The sequence below is a fragment of the Paenibacillus xylanilyticus genome (genome assembly GCF_047246825.1).
Classification (GTDB): Bacteria; Bacillota; Bacilli; order Paenibacillales; family Paenibacillaceae; genus Paenibacillus; species Paenibacillus xylanilyticus_B.
Map to the genome: position 1 here is coordinate 92922 of NZ_JBFOLB010000002.1, position 17141 is coordinate 110062.

The following is a 17141-nucleotide window of genomic DNA, read 5'->3' on the forward strand; positions in this document are numbered from 1 at the left end:
TAATCATTAAGGGTACAGACGGTAGAGCATACGTGGGAATGCAATTGTCTCACGTACATGATCCAATCCACAGATCCATGCTACCGTCCGCTCCAATCCGAGGCCGAAGCCGGAATGAGGAACCGATCCGTATTTACGCAGATCCAGGTACCATTGATATGCCTCGTCGGACAACTTGTGCTCTTCAAAGCGCTGTTGCATCAACTCGGGATCATCGATACGTTGCGAGCCACCAATGATTTCTCCATAGCCCTCTGGTGCGATCATATCAGCACAAAGAACAACTTCGGGACGATTCGGATCCGGTTTCATGTAAAAGGCCTTGATGCCAGCCGGGTAATGCGTAATAAATACCGGTGTATTATACTTCTCGGCAATTGCAGTCTCATGAGGCGCACCAAAATCTTCTCCCCAAGGAATATCGAAGCCTTGTCCATTCAGGAACTCAATTGCCTCATCATACGTAATACGCGGGAATGGGGCTACAATACCTTCGAGTTTGGATACATCACGCCCGATGGATTCCAGTTCTGCACGACAGTTTTTCACGACAGACTGAACCACGTGTGCGATGAACTTCTCTTGTACCCGCAAACTTTCTTCGTGATCCACAAATGCCATTTCCGGCTCAATCATCCAGAACTCGATCAGATGGCGGCGGGTTTTGGATTTCTCGGCACGGAACGTTGGTCCGAAGGAATATACTTTACCCAGCGCCATTGCCGCAGCTTCCATGTACAATTGTCCACTTTGAGTAAGATAAGCATCTTCATCAAAGTATTTGATGTGGAACAGGTTCGTTGTACCCTCGGCAGACGAAGGTGTCAGAATCGGAGGATCAACCTGTGTGAATCCGTTACCATCAAAAAACTGCTGAACTGCGCGGATGATCTCTGCACGGATCACCATAACAGCACGTTGTTTCGTGGAACGAAGCCAAAGATGACGATGATCCATCAAGAAATCAACACCATGCTCCTTCGGTGTAATCGGATAGTTTTCTGTCAAATGAATGATCTCGACGCCTGTAACCGTCATTTCATATCCGGATGCGCTGCGAGGTTCTTCACGAATAATTCCCGTTACATACAAGGAACTTTCTTGCGTCAGACTTTTGGCATCATTCCATACTTCTTCGCTAACTTCACTCTTTACGACTACCCCTTGAATATATCCGGTTCCATCGCGCAGCTGCAAAAATTGAATTTTACCGCTGGAACGTTTGTTATTAATCCAGGCCCCGATCTTAACGGTTTCGCCCACATGCTCATTCACATTACGAATTACACAATCCGTACTCATGCCCATATCTCCCCTTGATTCCTAAATTTGAAAATGCAGCGGGCAGGCCTCGGCCTGTCCCCTGCACTTCCTTGACATGCTATATTCACTTTACAATTAGATTACTTAGAATTCAATACGATTCGGTGTGTATCACGAGCAATTACCAATTCTTCATTGGTAGGTACGACGAGTACCTCCACTTTGGAATTCGCTGTTGTGATCCGGCGCGGTTCGCCGGAACGGATGGCATTAAGAGCTTCATCCACTTCAACACCCAGGTAAGTAAGTTGTTCACATACTTTTTGACGAAGAACTACGGAGTTCTCGCCGACCCCTGCAGTAAATACGATTACGTCCACACCGTTCATTGCAGCTGCATAGGAACCGATGTATTTACGCAAACGATATTCGTACATTTCGAAAGCAAGGGTGGAGTTCGCATCACCGTTCTCCATTCCTTCTGTAATCTCACGCATGTCACTGCTGATTCCAGAGATCGCCAGCAGTCCACTGTGTTTGTTCAACATGGAGTTCACTTCGCTCACGCTCAGTTCTTCCTTGTTCATCACGTAAGGTACGATGGCCGGATCAAGGTCACCACTGCGTGTTCCCATCATCAAACCTTCAAGCGGAGTCATACCCATGGATGTATCCACAGACACGCCACCTTGAACTGCCGTTACACTACCGCCATTACCGACGTGACAAGTGATGATTTTCAGATCTTCTACCGGACGACCCAAATACTCGGCTGCAGTCTTGCTTACGTAATCATGGGAAGTACCATGGGCACCGTAACGACGCACTTTGTATTTTTTGTACAGCACACGAGGGATCGCGTAGAGATAGGCTTTCTCAGGCATCGTTTGATGGAATGCCGTATCAAATACCATAACCTGAGGTACACCTGGCATATTGGATTCAGCTGCACGAATACCCATCATTGCTGCTGGGTTGTGAAGAGGCGCCAAATCGAACAAACGACGGATCTCAGCCTTGGATGCATCATCAACCAGAGCGGACTCCTTAAATGCTTCCCCACCATGAACGACACGGTGTCCAACAGCCTGAATCTCATCTACCGAACCCAGAACGCCGTTTTCTTTATCTGTCAAAATGTCAATGACTTTACGAATTGCCGTTGTGTGCTCCAGAATTTCACTAACTTCTGTAACATCCTCGCGGCCAGTCGGTTTGTGCGTCAGAATGGAGGAATCCATTCCGATCCGTTCTACCAAGCCTTTAGCCAATACGGACTCATCCGTCATGTCATACAATTGATATTTAAGCGAGGAACTCCCCGCGTTGATTACGAGTACTTTCACAGCCGGTCACCATCCTTGTCGTACTTGAAGAATCCTTCGCCCGTTTTAACACCAAGATGTCCTGCACGTACCATTTTCTTCAGTACGATGGAAGGACGGTATTTCAGTTCACCGAATTCACGGAACATTCTTTCCAGTGCAGCTTCCACAGAATCCAATCCGAAACGGTCAGCCATCTCAAGCGGGCCATGTTGGAAATTGTATCCGATACGCATTGCATCATCAATATCTTCAGCAGAAGCTACGCCTTCTTGAAGTACATGAAGTGCTTCATTGATCAAAAGGCAGATCAGTCTGGACGTAACGAATCCAGGGGATTCATAAATCATTACGCCTTTTTTATCAACGACTTCTTCCACAAATCTTCTTGTTTCATCGAATGTGGAATCGGATGTTTTCAAGCCACGAATAATCTCTACAAGGTCAACCCGGGAAACCGGGTGAATAAAGTGCATACCAATAACACGCTCTGGGTATTTGGTCGAGCTTGCAAGCTCGGTCAAACTCAGCGTGGATGTGTTACTTGCAAGAATAACATTGCTTGGGCAAACTTGATCCAGTTGACCAAATACTGCTTTTTTGGCTTCCAGATCCTCTGAAATCGTCTCAATAACCATATCGCATGATCCCAGTTCAGCCAAATGAGCTACTTTGGTAATACGGGAAAGAATCAATTTTTTCTCGGCTTTAGTAATCGCCCATTTCTCCAATTGTTTATCCAGGTTTGTTTCGATCATGTCATAGGCATGGTCAAGCTTCTCCGTCGTATGCTCTACCAGAAGCACATCAAGTCCTTTGGCTGCAAGCATTTGGGAAATGCCTTGTCCCATGGTGCCGCCGCCGACAACTCCTATTTTTTTAAAAAACATGGTTCTGCTCCATCCTTTCGGTTCTCTATTTCTCTATTGTACCCTGTTCGCCGAAAATTACAAATTTCGACCCAACATATAATAATATCTTAGCACGAGTGAAATGTAAAAAAAAATAACCGGCATAAATAAATTATGCCGGTAAAAGGGCGCTGTCACGAAATTGACAACGAAATTGTTCGCCAGACAACACTTCTTCTCTCATCAGTGTATCCAATGAATTGTCGAAAATTGTCCGCTGTTCTTCAAGAAGCCGTTTGGTCTGTTCCATCAAATCCTGCAGAATCATTTTATTTTCACGCATAAGCTCTTCCGTTGTAACCATATCCATGTTCACGATTCCGAGGGAAGTCAATCCAGAAGCCATCATGGTCTGTACCACATTGGTCGCCTGTTCAAAGTCATTGCGTGAACCTGTACTGCGGCCACCGTAATACATTTCCTCGGCAGCTGCGCCGCCAAGTGCAATCATGATCTGCTCTTCCAGAAAACGTTTGGTGTATAAGAATTGCTCCTGCTGCGGATTGTGACGTACATAACCGAGTGCCTGTCCACGCGGGCTGAGCGCCACTTGGCTCACACTGCCGGGACGTACGAGCTCTGCCATGATGGCATGTCCCAATTCATGAATGGCAACCCGTTTTTTCTCTTCTACACTGGATTCACGATCCGTTTTCTCACCCATCATGACTTTATCAATCGCCATAGACAAGTGTCGCTGTTCTATGTTGAGCAGTCCATCTCTCATGGCGTAGATTGCTGCTTCATTCATGACACTTTCCAGCTGTGCACCTGAGAAGCCATAGGATTCTTCCGCCGTTTTCTCCAGGCTTACACCCTCGAGCAGAGGTTTATTCACCGCATGGAGCTCCAGGATGTGCTTTCTGCCTTTCTTGTCAGGCAGGTCTACCTGGATATGACGGTCAAAACGTCCAGGACGAGTTAAGGCGCTGTCCAGCATTTCTTTGCGGTTTGTTGCCGCTATAACAAGGATGCGAGGTGTATCGGATGTATAAATTCCGTCCATTTCCGTCAACAGCTGGTTGAGTGTCTGATCATACTCGCGCTGCTGACCGCCTTCACGTTTACCGCCGATTACATCAATCTCATCAATAAAAATAATGGCGTTCTCTTTATTTTCTTTTGCTGCGCGTGTTCTCGCATCGCGAAATAAATCACGAATTCTGCCGGCACCGACACCGACATACATCTCTACAAACTCACTGCCTGATGCTGCAACGAACACGGAATCGGTATAGTGTGCGGCCGCTTTGGCCATTAGCGTTTTCCCTGTTCCCGGAGGGCCGGTAAGTAGGATGCCCTTCAAAGGACGAATCCCGAACTTCTGAATTTCTTCATGACGGATCAGAAAATCAAGCGCTTCCCGCAGCTCCTGCTTGGCACTGTCCTGGCCGCCGATTTCTTCAAAAGTCAGTTTAGAAGGTCCTTTTTTCTTGCGCTTGCGTTCCTGACCTGCTCCAACCGTAATTCCCCCGCGCATCTGCATCATAAGCAGCAATCCGCCAACAACCGCTGCTGCAATCAAAATGGGGAAAATATTCACACCAATAAAAGCAAGAAAGATAATCAAAACAGGGACAAATCCAATGGCAACTTCCTTCGTCCATTTAGGCATTAGGCCACACTCCTATCTGACCGGGTACACGCGGCAGAATAATAAACTTGCTGGCATCTCCATCCCGGAGACTTACGTATACGTTATTGTCATCCATGGCCGTATTCACTTGAATACCATTGGTCGCCATTTTGGATAATGTAGGTGTAATATCTGTGTACTGCTTGTTCTCCATCGCTTGAGCGACAGTAAACATGGCATCGCCCCACCAGTTTTCCAGGGCTTCATTAGAATGATCCACCACGTCCAGTTTCAATGCACGCGTGCCGATCAGTGTCTGTCCTTCTTTCTGAATATATTGAACCAATCTGCCCAGATCCACATCTGGCTGCAAATCAAGTTTCAATTGAACGTCATTGCGGTTAATAGTTAATTGAACGTCATTAACCCCGTCATATTGGGTTACCATTTTTTCAATCGGATTCTGCATGGCCACTTGACGATACACAAACCAACCTCCAAACAACACAACGGCTGAAATGACGGCAGTTAAAGCAATAGGCAATACTTTTAGCTTCAAGTGAGTTTCCCCTCCCAAATTTTGAGCCCATCCCTATAGCTTATAGGCATAATATGAATTGTGTACGAATGACCTGTGATGTGCCCAACAGGTTTTATTCCTGTTTAATGTATCCTTGAATACATATTTGAGTATATCACATCGTATATACAATTTCGAAGGCGAAAATATGAATAAATTATTAATTTTAACTATTCAAATCCAGGATGATTCACAGGGTACGCCAAAAAACCGGATCAGACGGGCTTCCGTCTGCCGGTTCTTTGAAGAAATTACCTAAGAAAAAGTTCTGTTATATCGATTAGCTGTTTGGAATGGTATAAACCAAATCAACTTGTTCGCCATTGCTAAAACGATAGAATCGATAGTAGTTATGCGTATCGTCTTTGTAATACACTTGCCACACATAGATTCCATTGACAACTCCAGGCATAATCCGCTTGATCTCTCCGCCGGGAACTTCAGAGCTGAATCGATTCCGAACCTGAGCTTCAGACAACCCGTTCTGCAGCAGCTCACTGTGTACAGCGTTATTCCCTGTGACAGGTTTGTTGGCTGCATCGAACTTGACCCAGACGGCAATGTCCTGATTATCTTTATTTTTGGCCATCATGGTCCAGTAAATATTGTCTTCGCCTTCTTTTTGGCCCCACACGTATTTTCGGAGATCCTCGTAAGATGTAATCCCCAGCTGATCCTGTGCCGCTTGAATAGCTAGTGCTTCTTCATTGCGCTGGTCCTGGGTTATATAGATATAAAAGCGCTGAAGTCCAAACAGGATCAAAATCAGGATGAGCAGCGAGATCCATATCCATTTCTTTTTTCTTTTCAAAAGCCGAACTTCCTTTCCCCTATGACGCTGCTGCAATTCTGAAATTAACGGGCGAGCAGTCCGTCAAATGCAAGTTGAGACTCGCGCAGAATGCGCTCTTCATCCATAGTAAGACATTCCCCATGCTTCACCAATTGTTTGCCGTCGACCCATACATGCTCCACATCCTTGGCTGAAGCCGAGTAGATCGTGTGGGATATGAGATCCGTGTGCGGATAGAAATGAGCTTGTTCAATGTTCAGTGCAATGAAATCGGCCTTCATGCCTACTTGAAGTGCTCCTGTATTGTTCAGGAATATGGATTTGGCACCATAGCCCGTTCCAAGCAGCAACGCCTCTCCTGCCGGAACAGCCGTAGGGTCACCGGATACTCCTTTGTGAATCAGCGCAGCAAGTCTCATCTCTTCAAACATGTCCAGATTGTTGTTGCTCGCAGGTCCATCTGTTCCCAAGGATACCGTTACACCAGCTTTCAGCAAATCCGGAACCCGTGCTACACCTGAAGCGAGTTTCAGGTTGCTTCCCGGATTATGGGAGACAGCAACATCATGCCGTGCCAAAATTTCAATCTCCTCATCATTCAGATGCACCGCATGTGCAACGAGAGAAGGCCGTGAGAAGAAGCCAAGCTTCTCCAAATGTGCTACAGGACGCAACCCATAATCCGTCACATTCTGCTCCACTTCACGAAGCGTCTCCGACATATGGGTATGCAGCGGCAGATCCAGATCATGCGCAACCTGTACAAGCTTCTCTATGTAATCCGGAGGGCATGTATATGGCGCATGCGGTGAGATGATCGTCGTAATGCGGCCACCAGCCTGTCCATTCCACTCGCGTGCAAAGGCAGCCGATTCCTGCAGTTTGCGCATTTGCTCTTCTTCGGAACACAGACCGATTACACCACGTGCCAATGCAGCCCGGATACCGGATTGTTCCACCACTTTAGCCACCTGGTCCATATGGTCATACATGTCCAGGAATGCAGTTGTGCCACCTTTCAACATTTCCAGGACAGACAGGGAGGTGCCCCAATATACGTCCTCAGACGTCATTTTCGCCTCCATAGGCCACATTTTCTCCTGAAGCCATACCTGTAAGGCCAGATCATCCCCGTGGCCTCTCAGAAGCGACATGGCTGCATGACCATGCGTATTGATCAGACCCGGCAAAAAGACCAGTCCTTTACCATCAACCTTCGGCAGGTTCTCATCCCCATCCGGCAATGTCTCACCAATATGCACAATCTTGTCATCTTCGACTACCATGTAACCTGATACCACTTTCCATTCCGTACCGCTGTTAACAGCAAATTTGCCGTTATGAATTACCCATCTATTTATCGTCATCTTCCTCGTCGTCCTTTCCATTCTCCAGATAATAAGCAAGGCTAAGCAGATCCGTTGTAAAATCGGCATGATGAATACGGACATGCGGCGGTGTTTTGAGGATAGTTGGTGCAAAATTAAGAATCGCTTCAATGCCGGATTCAATTAACTGATCGGCTACATTCTGAGCTTCCGTATCCGGTACGGTAATAATGCCGATGCGAATATTATCCTTTTTGACCGAATCCGATAATTCATTCATGGGCTGTACCTTCAGGCTGTTAATCTGACTGCCAATCTTGGGACCGTAAGCATCGAAAACAGCAACGATCTTCATGTTGTCTTTCAGGTACGCATTGTAATTGGACAAAGCATGCCCCAAGTTACCGGCTCCGACCAGTGCAACATTGATTTGCTGATCAATCTTCAAAATTTGGCGAATTTTTTCAATCAAATACGATACGTCATATCCAATACCTTTGCGGCCGAAGTCCCCAAAGTATGCAAGATCTTTGCGAATCTGGGCAGGATTAAGATCCAGCCGGAGTCCAAGCTCCTGTGATGAAACCGTGTTAACCTCACGTTGATGCAGTTCACTCAAATAGCGTAAATAAACAGGCAATCTGCGTACCACGGCTTCCGAAATTTTATCTGATTTCATTACATAACTCCCCCTTACCAAGGCCACGATAGATAAATAAAAATGGAGCATCCTGCATAACGTTTTCGTTTCCGAATGTAATCATGCAAGATGCCTTATCAAGTATAAAATTAAAAGTGCTTCATGAATGAATCATCACTTTGATGATCTAATAAAGTTTACAGCGAGAAGACCTCATTGCGCAATGATGTTGATTCCTATTCTGTAGCAGGTTCGTCATGCGCAGGCGCTTCCAGCCACTCGCTAATCCGTGGAACCATCTGTTCTGTCAGCATATGCTCCATTTTGGGACCGGGTAATGAATATAAAAAGTATTTGCCATAGTAGGACTCAATCACCCGTGTATCATAGACGATGACAATGCCCCTGTCCTTGGCTGTACGGACAAGCCTTCCGAATCCCTGCTTGAAACGAATGACGGCCTGTGGAACCGATAGCTTCATAAACGGGTTCTTTTTCTGTTCCTGCAGCAATTCGCTCTTCGCCTCCACCAGCGGATGATTCGGCGGCTGGAAAGGCAATCTGACGATCGCCAGACAAGTCAGTGCTTCCCCGGGAATATCGACACCCTCCCAGAAACTGCTGGTCCCCAACAGAACCGTGGCTTTGGCATCCTGGAACCGACGTGTTAACTTGGAGCGGCTGCCACTGTCTACACCTTGTCCGAGCAGCGAGATATCGTTACCGGACAATGCTTCTTTTAACGGATCATAGACCTGACGAAGCATCCTGTATGAAGTGAAGAGCACCATCATGCGTCCCCGTGTAGCAATAGCCGTTTCGGCAAGCGACCGCACCAGCATGTCCACAAAGTGTGCATCACCAACACTGCCCTTCACGCTAGGGAAATCACGCGGGATAACCAGCAAAGCCTGATCCCGGTAGCGGAATGGCGACGGCAGCATGGATGTAAGCAGACGGTTATTGTCTGCAGCTTCCTGCAGACCAAGCTGTTCAATCATGAATTGAAATGACTTATCCACAGAGAGCGTAGCCGAAGTAAGAACAACGCTTTTCTTTTTATCGAAGAACATGTCCTTCAACTGTGCACTAACATCGACAGGAACGGCATAGAGCTGTAGTGATTTGCTGCGGAATTGCCCGCTTGCCTCCATCCAATATACGGTCTTGGCATCATCCATCCGCATGAAAAAGCGAAGATTCTCTTTTAGCGTTGCCAAGTCTTTAAGCAAACCTGTAATGTCCGTAATCAGGCTATCCGATTGATAGTCGTCCTGATCCTCTTTGACTTCAAGAAGCAGCTTGTCTCCCTTACGGATCAAGTCACCAAGGGTGACATAAATCTGGTTCTCATAATCCTGCAACTCCTGCCACTTTGCCGGTTTTTGCGAAGGCTTCAACCGAAGGGAAAACTGTCCTGTTTCTCCCGGAGAAGCATCACTTCGCTCAGGCAGCAGGCTAAATAAAGCCTCACTCAGCCGATCCCACATTTCCTTGACTTCAACAGCAAGCGGGAACATCTGGTCAATCACTGAGCCCCATTGTACCGATTTCTCATGACCAGACAATTGAGTTCGCAGCATGGGAAGCTGACCATTCCGACTATCTTTAAACAATCGGGTTAATGTATGAACCAACGTGAAATATTTCATATGAAGACCCAAATGCTTGCCTGCTACATCCTCCAGATGATGGGCCTCGTCGATCACAAGACTGTCATAAGCCGGCAGAAGCTGATGAGCTGCTTTGACATCGGTAAACAACTTGGAATGATTCGTAATCACGATATCAGACAAACCTGCTTCATGTTTTGCCCGATGATAAAAACACTTCCTGAACCACGGACAGGAGCGTCCCAGACAGGATTCAGACTCACTCTGCACGGTCTCCCAGAAATCCCCACCGCGAGCGCTGAGGTTTAACTCCTCATCATCCCCGGTTTCCGTCTGGGTGAGCCAGACGATCATCTGTGCCGCTGTAAAATAGTCTTCTTTTGGTGTGGCGAATTCACGTTTGTTAATCTTGTGCTCAAACTTCCGCAGACACAGATAGTGCCCCCGTCCTTTGAACAGAGCAGCCTTAAACGGAAAAGGAACTACTTTGGTGAGCAGAGGGATATCCCGCTCTCGAAGCTGCTCCTGCAGGTTGATTGTATGCGTGCTAACCATCACTTTTCGTTCCTGCTTCACACTTTCATAAATGGCAGGCAGCAAGTAACCGAGGGATTTCCCCGTACCTGTACCCGCTTCGATTAACAGATGCTTTTCTTCGTCCAGGGCCTGTCTTACGCTGCTGAACATTTGCGTCTGCGCCTCGCGTTCTTCGTAATGATCCAGTGTATCTTTCAGATTATCTCTAACCTGATCCATATACTGTTCAAAACTGATACCTTCAAGCGGATTGCCTTCACGTTCATCGCGTGGTGCACCAATCTCGGTCCAGTCACTTACGTTTAAGGCCAGCTGACGGTAATACGTATGTCCGTCGAGATCCTGAATAGGCTCCGCTTCCCTCTCGCTGCGCATGCCGTCGAAGAACCAGCCCAGATCACTGTCCTCTGGAGCAAACAGGTCACTGAGACGCTGTATGGTAATCAAGGGCAATTCACGCAGCTCGTCCAGGCACTTCAGCAGCACATGGGCCGTTGCTAGAGCATCGCTGTCTGCCTGATGAGGCCGGTCGTGTTGAAATCCGAACTCGGCTGATACATACCCAAGCTGATAAGAGCCAAGAGAAGGAAAAGAGATTTTGAGAAAATCAATCGTATCCAAAATACGCCCGGTGAACGGCAAATAGCCACATCGGTCAAGCGCATTTTGGAGGAAATGAAAATCAAAAGCAACGTTGTGTCCGACCAGGACAACATCGTCAAGGAGCGGAACCATCTCCATCATCATCTCTTCGAGTGAGGGAGCGTCCGCCACATCTTCATCCGTAATCCCGGTTAACCCCGTAATAAACGGCGGAATAGGAACACCCGGGTTTACATAAGAACTATATATTTGAGTTATGCTGTAGTCATGATCTATGATGGCAAGTCCGGCTTGAATAATCTCACCGTCGGACTGCGTGCCGGTTGTTTCGAAATCCAATACGGCAAATTTCATTGCAATGTACAATTCCCTTCCATTCCAGTCTATGTTACAGCATAGCAAAAAAACGGGCATTTGAAAATTAACTGACAAAAAAGGCGGTGTTCCCTCCATTAGGTTCAAGGAGGAAACACCGTCTTGATGCTGCTGAAAAGTACTTCAAGTTCAGGTACAATCAGCTAATTCCATATTGCAGTTGTCCGCTGTTCAGCCTGCAGGCTTCCATATTATACAGTGGTTCGGTCAGCGTTGGGTCATGCTGGAGTGCCTGAGCAAACAGAGAACAGGCTCCCTTCGGATTCGCGAGCTTGGCTTCGATGCATCCCAGAGCATTACAGGCTAGCCCCTTCAGCCTCGGGGAACCCTTCAGGTGCACAATGAGCCGCAAATGACTTCCCGCTTCAGCGGTTTGGTTGAGGTTCATGTGTGCAAGTCCCAGATAGTACCGAGTCAGTGCACTGTCAGGATATTCGTCAACAATCCGTGAAAATTGCATGATGGCTTGTGGATACATTTGCAACTTGAAGTATCCCTGACCGCGACTAAAGGCTTCCAGATGGATCTCCGGCAGTGCGGTAACTGCCTCCTGTTCCGGTTGAAGAGCAGCCGGTTGTTCCAAATCCTTAACCTGACTCATTTTCTCCTCAAACATCAGCCACTCATCAATCATCCCGTCACTCATCCGCTTCAGCAAGTTCCACTTTTGCAGCAGTTCCTGTTTGTTCAGACCTTCAGCGGAAGGGTAGCGCTTGATAATTTCATCTAACATGTCGTTCATCTCGGCGAAAACATGCTGGAACATCGATGCATCCCCACCCTTGAAAAAATGGATTAGTGCGTGACCTGTACTCATTTTTTGCAGGGGGGACCGATTTCATTCCCCTTACCAGTCGATTACATAATTGTCGCGTGAACCTCATGCTTCATGGTCTGAACAGGTTTGTTCTGACCATCTACAAATACAACTGTAGGTTTGTGCGTATTAGCCTCTTCCTGAGACAACATCGCATAGGAAATAATGATGACTGTATCCCCGGGCTGTACGAGACGTGCAGCAGCACCATTTAGACAAATCACTCCGCTGCCGCGTGGACCAGGAATCACGTATGTTTCAAGGCGTGCGCCATTATTGTTGTTTACAATTTGCACTTTTTCATTTTCCATCAAATCGGATGTTTCCATCAAATCTTCATCAATGGTAATGCTCCCCACATAATTCAGGTTGGCTTCCGTAACGGTGGCACGGTGAATTTTGGATTTCATTAGTGTTCTAAACATGGGACATGACCTCCGTAGTTTGCAGTCTTGTATTGTCAATCAGTCTTGTTTTGCCAAATTTCACTGCGAGTGCAATCAGCAGATCGTCACGACCATGTACTTTTTCCGGATCAGCGAGTGGTTCCAGACTTGGAAAAGCCTGAATTTCCGCATAATCAATGACAGCTCGTGATGATCGTGCAATGTTCTCGCGCAGAATACGGCGAATATCTGCAGCGGTTGTGTTGTGTCTGGAATCGACTGCTTCTTGGGCCGCACGCAGTGCCTTGGACAGTACCAGAGCTTCCTGACGATCTTCAGCGCTCAGGTAGACGTTACGTGAACTAAGAGCCAATCCATCCTGCTCCCGTACAATGGGACACGGAACGATCTCAACCGGCATGTTGAGGTCATTGACCATTTGCTGAATGACTGCGACCTGCTGGGCATCTTTCATCCCAAAAAATGCACGCTGTGGCTGAACGATGTTAAACAGCTTGGATACAACAGTTGTCACTCCATCAAAGTGTCCAGGACGAGAAGCGCCGCACAATCGGTTAGTCAAACGGGATACGGATACTGTCGTTTGTGTTGGCTGTGGATACATCTCTGCAACGGTGGGAATAAATACGATATCCACTCCCTGCTTACGTGCCGTTTCCACATCTCTGGCTTCATCCCTTGGATAGCTGTCAAAGTCTTCATTAGGCCCAAACTGAATCGGATTCACGAAAATGCTCAATACTACAATATCACTCTGCTGTTTGGCAGCATGCATCAGACTCGCATGCCCTTCATGAAGATATCCCATTGTAGGCACCAGGCCAACAGAGGCTTCTCTGGACGGGTTCGCTTGACGCATCAAGCCAATTTCCTGTCTTAATTCTGCGATGGTCCGAATCACTTTCATGAGTTGCTCTCCACCTTTTCTTTACGATGTCCGTACAATTGCTCCACGACGCCGTCAGCAGCCGTAAATACATGCTCTTGGGCAGGGAACGAACGATCCTTGACTTCCTTCACATAAGCTTCAATGCTGCTGCGGATCAATGTGCCCACATCGCCATAGGTTTTGACAAAACGTTTGGGCATGTACGGAGAAGCATACTGAACGACATCATGGAACACCAATACCTGGCCATCACATCCTCTACCTGCTCCAATACCAATGGTAGGAATAGACAGCTCTTCCGAAATGGCTCTTGCCACTTCTTCGGTAACCAGTTCAAGCACAATCCCGAAGGCTCCTGCTGCTTCAAGTGCCTTTGCTTCATCCATCAATCGTCTGGCATCCGCTGCATCCTTACCCTGAATGCGATAACCACCAATTTGATTTACCGATTGCGGGGTCAGTCCGATGTGACCCAGGACAGGTACACCTGCTTGCACCACGGCTTTGACCGTATCCGCAATTTCCCCGCCGCCTTCCATTTTGACTGCATGCGCATGCCCTTCCTGCATCAGTCGACGAACACCTTTCAGTGTCTCATCCACACTGCCGTGGTAGGTCATGAAAGGCATATCGGCTACGATAAATGTGTTTCCTGCACCCCGTACCACGGAACGCGTATGATATACCATATCGTCTATGGTTACAGGCAGGGTAGAATCATATCCCAGTACTACATTGCCGAGGGAATCGCCGACCAGTATCAGATCAATGCCTGCTTCCTCAGCCAGTAGCGCGGTTGGATAATCGTAGGCTGTTATCATGCTGAGCGGCACGCCATCCTGCTTGTATTTTTTCATTTTCACAATATTCAACGCTTGTTTGTTAGCCATTTTCTTCATGGCTCCTTTCTCCTTTTCAATTCAAAACGCAACAAAAAAACCTTTTAGTTTTCCACTAAAAAGTCCCGAAAAGTCAAAAAAGAGTCACTTGCGATCGTCCCTTCTGTCTCGGTCCTCTTCGGCTCAGAGCAGAATCCAACAACTCACTTAACACATCTTCAATTTTGCTATGCATCTGTTCATATTCAAGCCAATTAGGCATACTGTTGCCGGAGTGCAATTCGGTCTGCAATAGCCGATATCGCCTCACGAACACAGTATACCAAAGATCAGCCCAAACTTCACGTGTTATGTTCATTATTTTAGTGGAAATTCGACAAGTTCCTTACTCTATCAGAGATATTTCACCCGATACAACGGTGATGCGTTCTCCACTTGGCTTCTCTACAATCAATGCACCTGAAGGATCCAGACCAATAGCCATTCCCTCGATGCTTCCCTGCGGGTTTGAAACCTTCACCTCACGGTGAATTGAAACGGACAAAGCTTCCCACAATGACGCAATTACACCGAAACCTTCTTTTTGATACATAAAGTACAGATGTTCCAGCTCGTTCAAAATGGCCGCTGCCAACTTCGTTCGATCCACCTGCTGCCCTGTCTCCACTTTGATCGAAGTGGCAATTGAAGTTAAGTCTTCCGGATAATCCGCAAGCTCAAAATTGACATCCACCCCAATGCCTGCGATGCAGTATCGCAGTTCATGATCTTCAACCGCAGATTCAAGCAAAATGCCACACATCTTGCGACCATTGATCAAAAGATCATTCGGCCATTTGATACCAGCATCTGCCCCGGTATAGGCCCGAACGGCCCGGCAGACGGCAACACCCGTTAACAATGTCAGCTGGGGAGTGTTCCGAAGGGGCTGCTTTGGACGCAGCAGTATGCTCATCCAGATGCCTTTGCCAGGCGGAGAATACCACTTACGACCGAATCGGCCCCGTCCGCCCGTTTGTTCTTCAGCAAGGACCACTGCACCTTCGGCCTGCCCCTGTTCAGCCATTTGCTGAACATCGCCTTGAGTAGACAACGTCGAATTCAGAATCACTGCCTTACGGCCGAAGACTGACGTTTGCAGAGCCAGCTGGAGCCCTGCTGCATCAATACTGTCGGGCTTCGTTATTAGGCGATATCCTTTGCGGGAAACAGCCTCAAATTCGTACCCAAGATCACGCAATTTGTTCACATGTTTCCAGACTGCCGTTCTGCTAATGGACAGGTTCTTACTGATTTCTTCACCAGACACGAATTGCCCGTCCGCATTCATTAACATATGTAACAGTTCTTCATGCTTGGTCATCTGCAACCACCCGCTTCACTTCAGCGGTCAGCGCTTCACGCTGATTCGCTATATTTCCAATCGCCGTTTCACGCAACAAGTGCTTCATCAGCTGACCGAGCCAAGGTCCACCCTTACGCTGCAGCTGTTCAAGAATATTCTCTCCGGTAATTTCGAGATCCTTCAGTTCGTGCACCTTCATGGATTGACTCCACTCCGCTGCATTGGCATAGATATCTTGATACAACTTTTCTGCTGAAGCGGAAAGGCTCGAATCAGAAGGAAGAAGTGGTTGTATTTTGAGCCAGTCCTCGGCTGCCTGACGCCCACACGTTAATACGGTAATAATCCATTCCGATCGTAGCATTCGTTGGTCCTTGTTATCACGAATCACCGTTTTCATTAATTCCTTAACTTGAAGAACCCCTGTAATCCGCAAACGATCATCATTGGAAAAGGTCCACTTGCGCAGTAAAGCATCCGCTTCCTCCCTTATATACTGACCCGAGATCAGCAGGAGGGACCAGCGCAGCAAGACGTTTACTCCCGACAATTGTTCGATACAAACCAATACGTTTTTATCAAATCGTTCCCCGTAAACTGGGGCCTTGATAAATTCCAACGCTCGGCTGCGGGAGAGCAGTTCCAATCCTCTCAGCGGATGGGGGCCAGCCATCATTTTCACCATTTCGGTACGAACCCGTTCCATGGCAATATGTTGAAGCAGATCTCTTTGTTTCACAAGGGCTTTCCATGTGTTATATGCAATCTTAAAATCAAATACCGATGCAAACCGGACACAGCGAAGCATACGAAGTGCATCCTCACCGAATCTCTCGTTTGCTGCACCCACACATCTGATCCATTCTTCACGAATATCCGCCTGGCCCCCAAAGGGATCCACGATTTTGCCGTTTCTGTCCATCGCAAGGGCATTCATCGTAAAGTCACGACGCTGCAAGTCTTCTTTTATATCCTTGACAAACCGAACCTCAGACGGCCTTCGATTGTCCTTATATTCCGATTCCGTGCGGAATGTTGTGACCTCAAAAAAATAGCCGCCTGAACGTACGGTAACCGTACCGTGCTGAAGTCCTGTCGGAATACAGTCCGCGAACAGTTCCATCACTTGTTCAGGAGAAGCCGAGGTTGTAATATCCATATCATCTACACTGCGTCCAAGCAGCTCGTCACGGACACAACCACCGACCCAAAAGGCATCATAGCCTTCTTCGTTTAACTTCAGCAGCACCTCTTCACTCTGCCTAGCCATTTCCGGGTCTACCTTTGTCCATTGCACCAA

The 17141-nt window shown here is 47.4% G+C and carries 15 protein-coding genes; all 15 read right to left on the reverse strand.

What is annotated here, in order from left to right; genetic code table 11:
• Positions 1 to 6: 6 nt before the first annotated feature.
• Positions 7 to 1302, reverse strand: a complete 1296-nt coding sequence (gene asnS / locus AB3N00_RS15080) for an asparagine--tRNA ligase (protein WP_095292784.1) — start codon at positions 1300 to 1302, stop codon at positions 7 to 9.
• 101 nt (positions 1303 to 1403) lie between these two features.
• Entirely contained in the window at positions 1404 to 2609 is a 1206-nt protein-coding gene (locus AB3N00_RS15085; RefSeq protein WP_175397890.1) for an acetate/propionate family kinase, read from the reverse strand.
• The gene (locus tag AB3N00_RS15090; protein WP_413035360.1) at positions 2606 to 3478 is read right to left on the reverse strand and encodes a 3-hydroxyacyl-CoA dehydrogenase family protein; all 873 of its coding nucleotides are present in this window, start codon (positions 3476 to 3478) and stop codon (positions 2606 to 2608) included. Before AB3N00_RS15090 ends, AB3N00_RS15085 begins: the two co-directional genes overlap by 4 nt.
• Positions 3479 to 3611: 133 nt before the next feature.
• The gene (locus tag AB3N00_RS15095; protein WP_413035361.1) at positions 3612 to 5114 is read right to left on the reverse strand and encodes an AAA family ATPase; all 1503 of its coding nucleotides are present in this window, start codon (positions 5112 to 5114) and stop codon (positions 3612 to 3614) included.
• Entirely contained in the window at positions 5107 to 5634 is a 528-nt protein-coding gene (locus AB3N00_RS15100; protein ID WP_413035362.1) for a hypothetical protein, read from the reverse strand. Before AB3N00_RS15100 ends, AB3N00_RS15095 begins: the two co-directional genes overlap by 8 nt.
• Before the next feature lie 301 nt (positions 5635 to 5935).
• On the reverse strand, positions 5936 to 6466 hold the full coding sequence (locus AB3N00_RS15105; protein ID WP_413035363.1) for a hypothetical protein: 531 nt from the start codon (positions 6464 to 6466) through the stop codon (positions 5936 to 5938).
• A gap of 44 nt (positions 6467 to 6510) precedes the next feature.
• Positions 6511 to 7815: an amidohydrolase gene (locus tag AB3N00_RS15110; protein WP_413035364.1), complete on the reverse strand. Its 1305-nt coding sequence runs from the start codon at positions 7813 to 7815 to the stop codon at positions 6511 to 6513.
• A complete protein-coding gene (locus AB3N00_RS15115) occupies positions 7802 to 8455 on the reverse strand; it encodes a redox-sensing transcriptional repressor Rex (RefSeq protein ID WP_175397884.1) in 654 nt (217 codons plus the stop codon). The genes AB3N00_RS15110 and AB3N00_RS15115 overlap by 14 nt, the downstream gene beginning before the upstream one ends.
• Before the next feature lie 197 nt (positions 8456 to 8652).
• Positions 8653 to 11523 (reverse strand): ATP-dependent DNA helicase DinG, encoded by a 2871-nt coding sequence (gene dinG, locus AB3N00_RS15120; RefSeq protein ID WP_413035365.1) that lies wholly within the window; start codon positions 11521 to 11523, stop codon positions 8653 to 8655.
• 160 nt (positions 11524 to 11683) lie between these two features.
• Positions 11684 to 12361 (reverse strand): tetratricopeptide repeat protein, encoded by a 678-nt coding sequence (locus AB3N00_RS15125; protein WP_413035366.1) that lies wholly within the window; start codon positions 12359 to 12361, stop codon positions 11684 to 11686.
• Between the two features lie 41 nt (positions 12362 to 12402).
• On the reverse strand, positions 12403 to 12786 hold the full coding sequence (panD, locus tag AB3N00_RS15130; protein ID WP_413035367.1) for an aspartate 1-decarboxylase: 384 nt from the start codon (positions 12784 to 12786) through the stop codon (positions 12403 to 12405).
• Entirely contained in the window at positions 12779 to 13675 is an 897-nt protein-coding gene (panC, locus tag AB3N00_RS15135; RefSeq protein ID WP_413035368.1) for a pantoate--beta-alanine ligase, read from the reverse strand. Before panC ends, panD begins: the two co-directional genes overlap by 8 nt.
• Complete coding sequence (gene panB, locus AB3N00_RS15140) at positions 13672 to 14547, reverse strand: 3-methyl-2-oxobutanoate hydroxymethyltransferase (protein ID WP_413036042.1); 876 nt, start codon at positions 14545 to 14547, stop codon at positions 13672 to 13674. The genes panC and panB overlap by 4 nt, the downstream gene beginning before the upstream one ends.
• 334 nt (positions 14548 to 14881) lie before the next feature.
• A complete protein-coding gene (locus tag AB3N00_RS15145; protein ID WP_413035369.1) occupies positions 14882 to 15859 on the reverse strand; it encodes a biotin--[acetyl-CoA-carboxylase] ligase in 978 nt (325 codons plus the stop codon).
• Positions 15846 to 17138 (reverse strand): CCA tRNA nucleotidyltransferase, encoded by a 1293-nt coding sequence (locus tag AB3N00_RS15150; RefSeq protein WP_413036043.1) that lies wholly within the window; start codon positions 17136 to 17138, stop codon positions 15846 to 15848. The genes AB3N00_RS15145 and AB3N00_RS15150 overlap by 14 nt, the downstream gene beginning before the upstream one ends.
• Between the last annotated feature and the right edge of the window lie 3 nt (positions 17139 to 17141).